The following is a 12,145-nucleotide window of genomic DNA, read 5'->3' on the forward strand; positions in this document are numbered from 1 at the left end:
CCGCGAGGCGACGGGATGCGCGAGGAGGCGGGGCCGGCAACGGCGCCGCGTCTCCTGCGCTTGCATGCGCCGTCAGTTCGGCGCGAACGGATGCGCGACGCTGCCCTTCTTCGCCAGCACTTCAGCCGCGCTCGGGTCGCCGCTGACCGCGCGCTTGATGGCCTCGCGCGTCGCCTGATAGTTGAACTGCTGGATCTTCTTGTCGTCCTCGGCCTGCCAGTGAATGAACACGCCGACGCAGAGGAACAGATCGTCGGCTTCTTCCTGCGGGATCGTGCCGTCCTCGACACTGTCGGCCACCGCGAGCGCGACCGCGTGCTGCGCCGGGCCGAACATCTGCACGGCCTGCTTGGCGCCTTTGATCGTCACCTTGTTGAACAGGATCGTATTGGGCTTCGTGATGAGATTGGGCGCGACGACGGCGAGCAGCGACGTGAAGCCGTCCTTGTTGTTGGTGAGGGCGTTGCAGAACGCGGTTTCCGCAGCCGAACCTCGCGGTCCGATCAGCAAGTCGATGTGCGCGACCTCGTTGCCGTCGCCGACGAGCGACTCACCGATCATGACGCGGTTGATCTTGGCCATTCTGTTCCTCCAAAAGAGTAGGTATGGACCTGCTGACGAGGCGCCGCCCGCGATCGTCCAGATCAGCCTCGCGAGAGCGGTGCGGGAATGCACGGCGGTACTAACTAACAGGTTCCGTGCCAGTTGTCGCTGAGGGCCTGCTGACGCGGCTGTTCGGGTCTTCTTCAGTCCAGACGATTCAGGGTTAACCGCGCCCTTCGACGCAGCGCGCAAGAAACAGCGTGGCCACCGCGAGGTCCGCGCTGGTGCCGGGATTGATCGCGCGTGCCTTCAATTCGGCATCCCAAGCATCGAGTTGCGGATCGCTTGCCGAGCGGCGCGCGGCGGATCGCGCTTGGCGCCAGCGCGCGCGCTGTTCGCGTGCCACGAGCGTGACACTCTGCGCCAGCGCGAGGCCGTGCTTGCGCACAATGTGAGAGTCGGGCCAGCCGCCGAGGAACGTGAGAAACACGTTGAGCATCGCGATTTCGCCTGGATCGGCGGGCGCGGGTTCGGGCGTTGGTCTCGAGGCTTCGAGGTAGGCGGCGAGGCCGGTGTCGAACAGGTCGGCGAAACCGTTCGCGTACTGCCGCGCGATGCTGTCGCGTTCGCTGGCAAGCCGCATCGCGTCGCGCAGGCCGATCGTCGGCGGTGCGTGGACCGATTGCTCGGGCGCGTCGCCGAGGCCGCCGGGATTGGCGAGCGCGATCGCGCGGTAAGCAAGCCGAGCGTCTTCGACGTCGAGCCGGCTCAGCACGTCGCCGACGGCCGCCCGCCACGCTTGCGCCGACACCGGCGGTTCGCCGGTTTCGTCGAGGGCCGCGGCGAGCGGCGCGACCAGCAGCACGATGCCGAGATTCGTATTGCAGCCGACGGCCTCGCGCGTGCGCGTGACCGCGTCGAGAATGCGCTGTCCGACGCGCTCGCCGCGCGCGAATAGCGCGTCGAGCGACGCGTCCGCGCTGGCGAGGAACTGGGCCGCGTGCATGCCGTGGCCGGGGCTTTGGGTGCTGACGTTGCCGGGTTTCGGCGTGGTGACGTCGAGCGCGCAGGCTTCGAGGAAGGCCGCGCGCGCGTGCTCGACGGGAATCGCATGAGTGTCGGGCATCGCGCTCAAGCCCGGCGCTGCGCAGACTGCTCGGGCAACCCGGCGCTAGCGGCTTGCTCGGCCAGCCTGCGATCGAGCAGATCGTCGACGAGCGCCGCCGCGACATCGAGCGGCACGACCGACTGCAAACCGCGCCACGCGGCCACGCCGTTGACTTCGAGCACGAGGGGCAGCGCGGCGTCGTCGGCATTCGGGATCAGGTCCACGCCCGCGTAGTCGAGCCCGAGCGCGGCGGTTGCGCGCACTGCCGTCTGTGCGAGCGGGACCGTGAGCTCGGCGGGCTCGCAGCGCGCGCCTTGCGCGACGTTGTGAATCCAGCCCTTGCCGCCGCTGCGCCGCATCGCCGCAACCGCCTTACCGCCGATCACGAGCACGCGCCAGTCGAAACCGGGCCGGCCACTCGCGACGAAGCGCTGCAGATAAGCGACCTGCCGATAACGGGCGAGCGACGGCAACGGCGCGAGCAGCCCGCCGCGCGCGCCGAGCCGTTTGAGCCCGTGGCCTTGCGAGCCGAACAGCGGCTTGAGCACGACCTGACGGCCGGCGGCCGCTTCGCGCATCAGTACGCGTTGCGCGAACGCGGCGGATTCGCCGGCCCAGGTGGCCGGTGTCGGCACGCCCGCGCGATGCAGCAGGAAGCTCGTCATCGACTTGTCGACGCTGCGCTCGATCGCGCGCGCGTCGTTGTACACCGGCACGCCAGATTCACGCAGCGCGTGCAGGATGCCGAGCCGCAGCGTCACCTGCTCGAAGCTGCCGCCGGCGATGCCGCGTACGAACACCGCGTCCGGCAGCGTGCGGCCGAAGCCCGGGATCGCGATGCCGTGCGGCAGCCACGTGGTGTCGATGCGGCAATCCGCGAGATCGACGCAACGCGCTTCGGCGCCGCGCGCGCGGAACGCCTTTTTCAGCCGGCCGGTGTGCCAGCCGGTCTCGTCGGTCATGATCGCGATGCGCACGCCTGATGTGATCATCATCGCGCGACGGACTCGCCGCCCCACTGTTTGCGCAGCAGGCCGCCGTCGAGCCGGCCGCCATGATAGGTCGTGCCGCTTTCGAGGCTGCTGACCCACACCTCGGCGGGCGCGAACAGCGCGGGATCGATCTGATAGAAGTCGAAGTTGACGGCCGTGAAGACGTCCGCGAACGGCCGGCCGTAGTCGCGCGAATTGGCGGAGGGGAGGGTGTCGGCGAGACGTTGCGCGATCTCGTCGTGCTGGACGCTCAGGTGCACGCGGCCGCCGTACAGGATCGCGTCGTTGGTGCGGCCCATCGCCTGAATGCCGTCGGGCGCGGGCGGCGGCAGCGGCGCCGAGCCCGTCCCCGCGACGATCTCATCGAGCGGTACGCCGAGCACGTGCACCTTGTGCAGCGCAACTTCGACCACGCGGGCGACGACCTGTACCGTTCCCGCGACAGAGTGTGTCGGCGTGACGATCAGCGTCAGGTGTTCGGGCGCGAGGCCGCAATCGTGCAGCACCTTGTCGATCACGACCTGCGGCGGCAGGCGGTCCACTTCGAGCACCAGCGCGCCGCGCTCGTGGCGGTCGCGATAGCCGAGTTCGTCGAATAGCGGCTCCTTGACCGCGAGCGCGCGCGCGGGCCCCGAGCCGAGCGAAAAGAATTTCTTGCCACCGGTCTGCTCCCTGGTCGCCGACAGGCTCCAGCCCGCGTACTGGCTGCCGAGACAGGCGAGCACCGGCGACGACGTGCTGACCTCGAGCATCGTCGGCCACAGCGGCGCGGCGTCGAAGTTCGCGCGTACCGCGACGCGGCCGAGACCGCCCATGCAGATGCGCGCGATCAGCACGCCGGCGTCGAGGCCGCCGCGCGCGTCGACGCCGGCGTCGGCGATCACGGTGCCATCGCGCGTGCGCGTCAGTGCGACGCCGAGCTGTGCCGCTTGATCGACGAGCCGTGCTACGAGGCGCTCTGAAAGCGCGTTCACGCTCGGCAACGCGGCGGGCGCGGAAGTCTCAGCTGTGGGCGTGGAGGCAGGCATGGTCGGGTTCATCGCAGGTTTCGATTCGTTGGACGACGCGTTCGTGCTGCGCGTCGAGCGCGGTGAGCACCGCGTCCACCGATGCCGCTCGCACTTGCAGCGTGCAGACCGGCTGCCCTGTGTCGATGCGGGTGCCCGGCATCGGTACGTCGCGGCATTGCGGATCGCGCAGGCAGGCGTCGGAGAACGCGGCCGAGACGCTGAACGGCCGCTGCGCGAACAGCACGCGCTGACCGGCGCGCCAGCGCGGCGCGCGGGCGAGCGCGAGGCTCGCGGCCGACGGCGCGCGGCCGTGGCGGCACGCGTCGAGGTGGCAGGCGAGCAGGCCGGCCGGCCATGCATCGGGCGACGCGGTTTCGTAGAGCGCCATCGTCGACGAAGGGCGCGGGTTGATTTCGAGCACGTCGAACGAGGCGCCGTCCGACAGGAAGTCGCAGCTGTTGATGCCGACGAGGCCGGTGTTTGCGCACAGCGCGTCGAGCGCTTGCTGCACGCGTGCGATGAACGCTGGCGGCAAGTCGATCGGCCCGATCGAGCCCGCATGCACGAAGCGCAGATCGCCGATCGCGCAGGTGAATTGCTCGGCGAAACCGATCAGATGCGCGACGCCGTGCGCGCCGATGAAAAGCGCCGACAGCGAGCGGCCTTGGCCAATGCGCTGGAAGTAGCCGTGCGCGGAGTCGGTCGTCAAATGGAACGAGTCGGCCGCCTCGATATGCGTACCGCCACAACCATCCGCCTGCTTGAACAGCCAGCCCTCGGCTGTCGCGGGCCGCTCGAACGACACAGCCGGATGCGCAATCCGCAACGCGTCGAGCAGCGCGAAAAAACGCCGCGGCTCGCGCACGGCCGCGATCGCCTCGGCAGCGTTGCCGAGAAAGCGCGGCAAGCCGGATTCGCGGCACAACTGAGGCATCAAAGCTTCGAGCCCGCTGCCGCCGATCCAGCCAAGCAAACCCGGCAAGCGCGCGACACGCGCAAGCGCATCGACGAGCCGCGCCCGGTCGATCCCGAGCGCGCCATCACCACGGCCGATGTCGAACCATAGCTCGGCGGCCTCGCGCGTGTCGCGGTCGCCGAAGACATCGAGCGCGGCGACATGCAGGCCGGCGCGCGCCGCGGACTGCGCGAGCAAGCGCGCGGACTGCCCGACGACCGCGACCAACGGCGCATGCATGAGCGGGCGGTGCGACTTCATGACGACCGCGCTCAGCCGAGACCGGCCGCGACCGCGCGGGCCTCGTCGTAGGCTTCCGGGAATCCCAGGTAGACCGGCTTACCACCCGTGCGCATGCGCACGAAGAGGCGATGCTCGACCTGATATTTGACGTTGCCGATCGCCAGCGCGCCGATGCCGACCGCGCCCGCGTTCGGCACGCCGTCGATCGGCTTGCCGTCGTTCATCACATTCACGCCGGCGATCCCTTCGGGCGGCACCGCGTTGACGTCGGCGGCGACGAGCAGGCGCTTCGCATGCACGAGGTCGTCCCTGCCGACCACCTGCGCGCCCGCGACGGCGGTGGCGAGCACGATTTCCGCGTCGGCGAGCGCGCCGCGCAGTTCGTCGGGCGTCGTGGCGCTGATGCCGTTCGTGAAGATGCCGAAGCGCTCGTTGACTTCGGCCGAGGCCCCGAGCGCGCGATTGCGGTCGTGGTGGCTCGCGATCGTCACGTCGGCGCCGCGCGACGCGGCGATCGCCGCCGCGATGCGCCCGACCGCGCCCGTTCCGCCGAGAATCAGCACGCGCTTGCCGCCCAGCTCCACGCCGTGCTGTTTGCCCAGATGCCGCTCGACCAGCGCGACGAGCGCGGCCGCGGTCGTGTACGAACCGCTCGGATCGGCGAACACCGAGACCTCGAACGGCGGGACCATCGCGCGGCGCGCGGTGTCGAGCATGTCGGCGGCCTGCATCACGTCCCGTCCGCCGATGAAGATGCCGGTGCGCGACACCCCTTTCGGGCCGCGCGAGAAGATCGCGTCCTGCGTCAGATTCGCGACCATGCCCGCTTCGACGTTGCAATACGGCACGATGACCTGATAGCCGGCGTCGGCGGCCATGTTGACGTCGAACGGACTCATCTGCGGCGTGGCCGTGAACATGTGCAGGATGTAGGGCCTTTCAAGGGTTTCTGACATGGCAGGGGCTCGTTTTAGTGGCAATCTCGGGGACGGGGCGCAAGGCAAGGCCGCGCCGCGCGTGGCAGCGCCTTATGTAAGCGGCGGCCTGAGAGGTGCAGCGCATCATGCGGCGTCGATGTGCGGCGCGCGCGCCTCGGCGCCGCTGATCGCCGCGCCGCTGTTGCGGCCCGCGACGACGCTGCATTCGATATGCGGCAGCGCGCTCGCGACGGCGCGCGCGGTCGCGAGCGCGCGGTCGGCCTCGCGCGCGCTCGCGAGCACCGCGAAGCCAGTCGGGCCCCACGAGGTCTGGCCGATGCCGGCGGTGCGTTCGGCGGCGACCGCGCGCAGTACGTGCTCGACGTCGGGACTCGCGAACACGCCGCCTTGCGCGCTCGCGAAATATTCGCCGATGGTCTGCTGCAGCTCGGTGAGGCCGTGCGCGAACGGCGCGAAGTTATGTTCGGCGGCGCCGGGCAGGATCTGCATCAGCACCAGGTGGCACAGATGCGCGGCGAGCCGCTGCGGAAACGGCGCGAGCGATGCGAGCGCGCTGCGTTCCTCGGTACCATGCAAGCCCTCGCGGCTGTTGTCGCTGACGAGCAGCACGCGCCACGGCTGCGGAAACGGCTGGCGCGACAGCAGCGGCGGCATGCTCTGGCGCAGATCGCCGGGCGGGCCGCCATCGAGCAGCAGGCCGCCGCACTCGAAGCCGAGTATGCCGATGCCGGAGCGGGCGCCGCGCCCGAGCAGACTGGCGAGCTCGGCGCTCCTCGCCGGCAGGCCGACGAGGCGCGCGAACGCGGTGCCGACCGCCAGCGCCAGCTGCGTGCCGGAGCCGAGGCCGGTGTGCGCGCGTGGCGCCTCCAGCACGTCGATCGCGAGTGTCGCCGGTCCATAGGCGGCCTGCAGCCGCGCGAGACTCAGCGCGATGCGCTCGCGCTCGGCCTCGCTGACCACGCCGCCGATCTGCTCGCGTTCGGCGAGCCGCGCTTCGATCCGCGTGCCGTGCGTATCGATGACGAGCCCCAGGCTGCCGAACGCACGCCCGAGCGACGCGTTCGGATCGAGAAAGCCCAGATGCAGCCGCGCGGGCGCATCGATCGTGATGGGGGCGCGTGGCGGCAGGCGGCGGAGCTGAAGCGGCATCTCGAGTGTCCTCAGGTGTCCTTGCGGGTGCGCGAGACCGGGTTCGGCCGCGGGGCGTCCGCAACGCGTCGCGGGTTCCAGCGATAGTGCGCCCGGCGACGTCAAGCGAAAGCCGTACCAGGCACGCGCAACGGCCGCCGCCGCGGGTTCGGCCCACTGGAACCGCTAAACGGGCACGCCGCGCCCCACGCGGTTTCGCCGCCGCATGGACGCTGTGTGACGCCGAAGGCGCACTGTGTCACGCGCTGTTTCATCCGGCGACAGGAACGCGTGTCAACTGCCTTGGGCGGGTTTGGGCGCGTCGTACTTGATATAGCGGAAGCGCTGATCGTCGGCGGGCGTGCCTTCGAGCGGGCCGTCCTCGAGGCCGGGCTGCCAGTGGACCACCGATTCGATCTTCGTCGCGAGCGCGAAGTCCTTGTCGGTGATGCCCTTGGCGCTGTGCGTCTTCAGCTTCACGGTCACGAATGCGTACGAGACCGTCAGATCGGGGTGGTGCCAGGCGGCTTCCGCGAGGTGGCCCACGGTGTTGACCACCATCAGCGTTCCCTTCCAGCCCTCGGTGCGGTATTTGCGCCGCAGCCAGCCATCTTCCAGATACCAGTGCTGCAGCGGACCGACGAGGCGCTGCTGGATCTCTTCGTCGGTATAGACGTGCTCGGTGTTTGCCATGGCTGTTGCTCCTCGAATGCGCGAATCGATCGCCGAACGAAGCATCGTTGCAAGTGACAGGCCCGTGCCGCGGCATGTGATTCGCAAAGGACACGATTCGTATCACGCAAGTGACACAGTATGTGCCGCATCGCGTGACGCAGGCCCTTCAGCTTACCGCCATGCAAGCATCGGCGTGCAACGCCCGAGTGCCACGACACCTCGCGCGTGCCGAGTCGCCGGGCCAGCGCAGCCAATAGCGGCAAACGTTGCCGCTATTCCGGCATGGAATGTGCGTCGGCCGTTCATGCGTCGCGAAGCCCGACATCGAATCGGGATAGCGCGTTAATCGTTACCTGCACTCGAGAAGGCGCGCACGATGCGATGAGGTAGCGTGGGTCATTCGTGAGTTGAACAGCAGGACAATTCTGGAGGAGACATGAACTTACGCACTGTAGTTCTTGGGCTCGCGATCCTCGCATCCGCAGCCTTTGGCTCTCTGGCTGCGCAGGCCGATTCGCAGCTCGACGCGCTGATGAAAAATCCAGCCAACTGGGCGGCCCAGGCGGGCGATTATGCGAATCACCGCTACAGCCCGCTCAAGCAGATCAACGAGAACAACGTCGGCAAACTGCAGGTCGCATGGACCATGTCGACCGGGGTGCTACGCGGCCATGAAGGCTCGCCGCTCGTGATCGGCGACACGATGTATGTCCACTCCCCGTTTCCGAACAAGGTCTTTGCGGTCAATCTGAAGGATCAGACGTTCCTCTGGCAGTATCAGCCGAAACAGGATGAACAGGTCGTCTCCGTGATGTGCTGCGACACCGTCAATCGCGGTCTCGCGTACGGCGACGGCAAGATCTTCCTGCAGCAGGCCGACACCAAGCTCGTCGCGCTGAACGCGAAGACGGGCGACGTGGTGTGGACCGCGCAGAACGGCAATCCGAAAGCCGGCGAAACCAACACCAACGCGCCGCACGTATTCGGCGACAAGGTGCTGACCGGGATCTCGGGCGGCGAGTTCGGCGTGCGCGGTCGTCTGATCGCGTACGACATCAAGACCGGCAAACCGGCCTGGACCGCGTACAGCACGGGCTCCGACAACGATATGCTGCTCGACCCGCAAAAGACGATGACGTATTCCAACGGCCAGATGGTGCCGGTGGGCGCGGATTCGTCGCTGAAGTCATGGAAGGGTGATCAGTGGAAGCTCGGCGGCGGCACCACGTGGGGCTGGTATGCGTGGGATCCGAAACTCAATCTTGTGTACTACGGTACCGGCAATCCGGGCACATGGAACCCGACGCAACGTCCGGGCGACAACAAATGGTCGATGTCGATCTTCGCGCGCGACCTGAATACCGGCATGGCCAAATGGGTCTACCAGATGACGCCGCACGACGAATGGGACTATGACGGCGTCAACGAAATGATCCTGTCCGATCTGACGATCAACGGCAAGCAGGTGCCCGCGATCGTGCACTTCGACCGGAACGGCTTCGGCTATACGCTCAATCGCGTAACCGGACAGCTGCTGGTCGCGCAGAAGTACGACCCGGCGGTGAACTGGGCCGACCGTGTCGACCTGCAAAGCGGCCTGCCGATTCGCAACGCGGCGTACTCGACGCAGGCGGCCGGCTCCGATCACAACGTGAAGGGCATCTGCCCGGCGGCACTCGGTTCGAAGGACCAGCAACCGGCGGCATACGATCCGAATTCGCACCTGTTCCTCGTGCCGACCAACCACGTCTGTATGGATTACGAGCCGTTCGATGTCGACTACGTATCGGGACAGCCGTATGTCGGCGCCACGCTGTCGATGTATCCGGGCCCGAACGAGGGCAACGCGATGGGCAACTTCATCGCGTGGGATGCGAGCAAGGGCAAGATCGTCTACTCGAAGCCGGAGAGGTTCTCGGTGTGGTCGGGTGTGCTGGCGACCGGGGGCGGCATCGCGTTCTACGGCACGCTGGAAGGCTACCTGAAGGCGGTGCGCATCAAGGACGGCAAGGAACTGTGGCGCTTCAAGACGCCGTCGGGAATCATCGGCAACGTCTTCACGTATGAGTATCAGGGCAAGCAGTACGTCGGCGTGTATTCGGGCATCGGCGGCTGGGCCGGCATCGGCATGGCGGCAGGTCTGGAGAAGCCGACCGAAGGTCTGGGTGCGGTCGGCGGCTACAAAGATCTCGCGAAGTACACCGCGCTCGGCGGCACGCTGTTCGTGTTCGCGATTCCTGGCGAAAAGAGCTGAACGAACGGCTGAAATGAAAGGCTGAACCAGCGGGGCGGCTTGAACAGGCACGGCCGCCCCGTCAGCCTCGCGCAAGCATTGACTCACCCCCGGATCGCGCCCGTTGGTGGATGCGTCGATGAAACGCATCGGGGCGCGGCTTATTCCCAGATGGAGACATGTGCATGAAAGGCCGATCTATCCTGTTGCTCACGGTGTTGCCCGCAGCGCTCGTCGTGCTGCCCGTCGGATACGCGCAGAACAATCCTTCGATTGCGCAGGTCGCGTACAAGGTGGTCGACGGCACCAAGGTGGACAGTAATACGCTGCTGGGCTGGAAGACGTGGCGCGCGCTCGCCTGCGAACGCTGCCACGGCGCGCAGCAGCAGGGCATGGTCGGGCCGTCGCTGATCGACGCGTTCAAGACGCTGGACAAGACCGAGTTTCATCGCACGGTGTTCGGCGGCCGGGTGGACAAGGGCATGCCCGATTTCAGCACGAGCCAGATGATGCAGAAGAACTGGGAAAACCTCTACGCGTACCTGAAAGGGCGCTCCGATGGACAGATCAAGCCGGGCGATCTGAAGGCCATCGACGCCAAATAACGCCGTGCCGTCATTCTTCCGGAGGCTCACGATGCGTGATAAGAGAAGCATGTCCGTGCATGTCAGCGTGATCGCGGCCGCGTTGTGCGGCGCGGCGCTCGCGAGCGCCGCGGTCCGGGCGGACGGCCCCGCGCTGCCGAACAACGACGGCGCGGATGGCGTGCTCAGGGTGTGCGCGGACCCGAACAACATGCCGTTGTCGAACGACAAGGGCGAGGGCTACGAGAACCGCATCGCGGCCCAGATGGCGAGCGACTTCGGCTACAAGCTCGAATACACGTACTTTCCGCAGCGCATGGGCTTCGTGCGTCACACGCTGCGCGAGAAGGAGGACGGCAGCGAGCGCTATCGCTGCGACCTGATCATCGGGGTGCCGAAGGGCTATGACATGACGTCGACGACGCAGCCGTATCTGCGCTCGACCTACGCAATGGTGCTGCCGAACCGCCCCGAGTTCGCGAGCATCAAGACGCCCGACGACCTGCTGAAGCTGCCGCCCGATCAACTGCACAAGCTGCGCTTCGGCATCTTTTCGCAAACCCCCGCGGTGGACTGGCTGCTCGGCCACAACCTGATCGACCAGGCGGTGTCGTACCAGGTGCAAAGCGGCGATCCGGCCGTGTACCCGGGCCAGATGATCGAACACGACCTGCGCGCGGGCAACGTCGACGTGGTGTTCCTATGGGGGCCGATTGCCGGCTACTTCGCGAAGCGCGCCGGTGATTCGGTCAGACTCGTGCCGTTCCCGCCGGGGCCGGGCATCCGCTTCGACTACACGATTTCGATGGGCGTGCGCTACGGCGAGAAGGACTGGAAGGACAAGGTGGATCAATGGATCGGCGCGAATCACGACAAGATCGACAGCATCCTCGCGACCTACCAGGTGCCGATGCTCAAACCGGTCGACGCGCCGGCGGGCAAGCCTGGCGACGCGTCGCAATGACGCGCGCGGGCGGCGCCTGGCTGCGCGCGGCACGCGCCGCGCTGATGGGGACGCTGTGTGTGCTGTGCCTCGCGCCAGCCGCCTCGCGTGCGGCGAGTCCGGCGTCGGCGCCGGGCGGCGACGAGATCACGCCGGCCGAGCGGCTGATTTTTCTGACCGATCATCTGCACGGCGTCGCCGCGCAGACCGAACTCGACTACGCGCTGATCGATTCCGGGCAACCGTCTCGCAGCGCCGATGTCGTCAAGGTGCTGGTGCTGAGCGAGAACAACGCGAAAGGCGACGCACAGGTGTCCGACCATAGCGGCAGCGTGAACCTGCCGATCGGCGGCCTGCAGTGCAATCCGGCAATCATTTATTTTCTCGAACACGACATTGCGGAGATGCAGGGTCTCACCGGCGGGCAGCGCCGCTATTTCCAGCAGCGTCTGCGTCTCGCGCTCGCCGCGGGGCCGCAGATCGAGAGCGTGCCGAGCGAGGTCGGCGGCAAGCCGGTCAGCGCGCGGCGCATCGTCGTGCAGCCTTATCTTAACGATCCGAACGCGGAGCGCTTCGCACAATACACGGGCAAGCGCTACACGTTCCTGCTCGCAGACGGCGTGCCGGGCCAGGTCGTGCAGATCCGCACCGACGTGCCGGGCCCCCACAACGACTTTGCGCATCCGGCGCATACGGAGTCGTTGAGCTTTCAATCCGCACTGAACAAGTTGCCTTCGGGCAAGGCGCCGGCGAAACCGTCATCGAATGCGCCGCGAGCGAGTCGCTGAATCAA

Annotated in this window: 12 protein-coding genes; 4 read left to right on the plus strand and 8 right to left on the minus strand. The window is 67.4% G+C overall.

The window, feature by feature from the left end:
* Positions 1-72: 72 nt before the first annotated feature.
* From fae to OKW39_RS38285, 8 genes are all read right to left on the minus strand, one after another.
* On the minus strand, positions 73-582 hold the full coding sequence (gene fae / locus OKW39_RS38250; protein WP_090809086.1) for a formaldehyde-activating enzyme: 510 nt from the start codon (positions 580-582) through the stop codon (positions 73-75).
* Positions 583-766: 184 nt separating this feature from the next.
* Positions 767-1,669 carry a triphosphoribosyl-dephospho-CoA synthase gene (locus OKW39_RS38255; protein WP_429565011.1) on the minus strand — a complete coding sequence of 301 codons (903 nt, stop codon included), beginning with the start codon at positions 1,667-1,669 and terminating at the stop codon, positions 767-769.
* A 5-nt stretch (positions 1,670-1,674) separates the two neighbouring features.
* Positions 1,675-2,646 (minus strand): ATP-grasp domain-containing protein, encoded by a 972-nt coding sequence (locus tag OKW39_RS38260; RefSeq protein WP_429565012.1) that lies wholly within the window; start codon positions 2,644-2,646, stop codon positions 1,675-1,677.
* Positions 2,643-3,683 (minus strand): methenyltetrahydromethanopterin cyclohydrolase, encoded by a 1,041-nt coding sequence (gene mch / locus OKW39_RS38265; RefSeq protein WP_429334323.1) that lies wholly within the window; start codon positions 3,681-3,683, stop codon positions 2,643-2,645. The genes OKW39_RS38260 and mch overlap by 4 nt, the downstream gene beginning before the upstream one ends.
* Positions 3,646-4,869 carry an ATP-grasp domain-containing protein gene (locus OKW39_RS38270; protein WP_429565013.1) on the minus strand — a complete coding sequence of 408 codons (1,224 nt, stop codon included), beginning with the start codon at positions 4,867-4,869 and terminating at the stop codon, positions 3,646-3,648. The genes mch and OKW39_RS38270 overlap by 38 nt, the downstream gene beginning before the upstream one ends.
* An 11-nt stretch (positions 4,870-4,880) precedes the next feature.
* On the minus strand, positions 4,881-5,807 hold the full coding sequence (locus OKW39_RS38275; RefSeq protein ID WP_187618284.1) for an NAD(P)-dependent methylenetetrahydromethanopterin dehydrogenase: 927 nt from the start codon (positions 5,805-5,807) through the stop codon (positions 4,881-4,883).
* A 105-nt stretch (positions 5,808-5,912) separates the two neighbouring features.
* Positions 5,913-6,938 carry a beta-ribofuranosylaminobenzene 5'-phosphate synthase family protein gene (locus tag OKW39_RS38280; RefSeq protein WP_429365069.1) on the minus strand — a complete coding sequence of 342 codons (1,026 nt, stop codon included), beginning with the start codon at positions 6,936-6,938 and terminating at the stop codon, positions 5,913-5,915.
* 273 nt (positions 6,939-7,211) lie between these two features.
* Positions 7,212-7,610, minus strand: a complete 399-nt coding sequence (locus OKW39_RS38285; protein WP_090809095.1) for a 4a-hydroxytetrahydrobiopterin dehydratase — start codon at positions 7,608-7,610, stop codon at positions 7,212-7,214.
* A gap of 418 nt (positions 7,611-8,028) precedes the next feature.
* On the opposite strand from OKW39_RS38285, the gene OKW39_RS38290 reads away from it, so the two are divergent.
* The 4 genes from OKW39_RS38290 to OKW39_RS38305 all read left to right on the plus strand — a co-directional run bounded on the left by OKW39_RS38290 (position 8,029) and on the right by OKW39_RS38305 (position 12,140).
* On the plus strand, positions 8,029-9,846 hold the full coding sequence (locus OKW39_RS38290) for a methanol/ethanol family PQQ-dependent dehydrogenase (protein WP_090809097.1): 1,818 nt from the start codon (positions 8,029-8,031) through the stop codon (positions 9,844-9,846).
* A 164-nt stretch (positions 9,847-10,010) separates the two neighbouring features.
* Positions 10,011-10,430: a c-type cytochrome gene (locus OKW39_RS38295; protein WP_090810412.1), complete on the plus strand. Its 420-nt coding sequence runs from the start codon at positions 10,011-10,013 to the stop codon at positions 10,428-10,430.
* A 31-nt stretch (positions 10,431-10,461) separates the two neighbouring features.
* Entirely contained in the window at positions 10,462-11,373 is a 912-nt protein-coding gene (locus OKW39_RS38300; RefSeq protein ID WP_167368752.1) for a substrate-binding domain-containing protein, read from the plus strand.
* Positions 11,370-12,140: a hypothetical protein gene (locus OKW39_RS38305; protein ID WP_429565014.1), complete on the plus strand. Its 771-nt coding sequence runs from the start codon at positions 11,370-11,372 to the stop codon at positions 12,138-12,140. Before OKW39_RS38300 ends, OKW39_RS38305 begins: the two co-directional genes overlap by 4 nt.
* Positions 12,141-12,145 lie beyond the last annotated feature (5 nt).

This window comes from Paraburkholderia sp. MM6662-R1 (assembly GCF_050436245.1).
Classification (GTDB): Bacteria; Pseudomonadota; Gammaproteobacteria; order Burkholderiales; family Burkholderiaceae; genus Paraburkholderia; species Paraburkholderia tuberum.

Excerpts from the sequence above, each read along its gene's own strand:
- OKW39_RS38295 (WP_090810412.1), top strand. The coding sequence starts at position 10,011 with ATGAAAGGCCGATCTATCCTGTTGCTCACGGTGTTGCCCGCAGCGCTC.
- OKW39_RS38285 (WP_090809095.1), bottom strand. The coding sequence starts at position 7,610 with ATGGCAAACACCGAGCACGTCTATACCGACGAAGAGATCCAGCAGCGC.
- mch (WP_429334323.1), bottom strand. The coding sequence starts at position 3,683 with ATGAACCCGACCATGCCTGCCTCCACGCCCACAGCTGAGACTTCCGCG.
- OKW39_RS38300 (WP_167368752.1), top strand. The coding sequence starts at position 10,462 with ATGCGTGATAAGAGAAGCATGTCCGTGCATGTCAGCGTGATCGCGGCC.
- OKW39_RS38255 (WP_429565011.1), bottom strand. The coding sequence starts at position 1,669 with ATGCCCGACACTCATGCGATTCCCGTCGAGCACGCGCGCGCGGCCTTC.
- OKW39_RS38305 (WP_429565014.1), top strand. The coding sequence starts at position 11,370 with ATGACGCGCGCGGGCGGCGCCTGGCTGCGCGCGGCACGCGCCGCGCTG.
- OKW39_RS38270 (WP_429565013.1), bottom strand. The coding sequence starts at position 4,869 with ATGAAGTCGCACCGCCCGCTCATGCATGCGCCGTTGGTCGCGGTCGTC.
- OKW39_RS38280 (WP_429365069.1), bottom strand. The coding sequence starts at position 6,938 with ATGCCGCTTCAGCTCCGCCGCCTGCCGCCACGCGCCCCCATCACGATC.
- OKW39_RS38290 (WP_090809097.1), top strand. The coding sequence starts at position 8,029 with ATGAACTTACGCACTGTAGTTCTTGGGCTCGCGATCCTCGCATCCGCA.
- OKW39_RS38275 (WP_187618284.1), bottom strand. The coding sequence starts at position 5,807 with ATGTCAGAAACCCTTGAAAGGCCCTACATCCTGCACATGTTCACGGCC.
- OKW39_RS38260 (WP_429565012.1), bottom strand. The coding sequence starts at position 2,646 with ATGATGATCACATCAGGCGTGCGCATCGCGATCATGACCGACGAGACC.
- fae (WP_090809086.1), bottom strand. The coding sequence starts at position 582 with ATGGCCAAGATCAACCGCGTCATGATCGGTGAGTCGCTCGTCGGCGAC.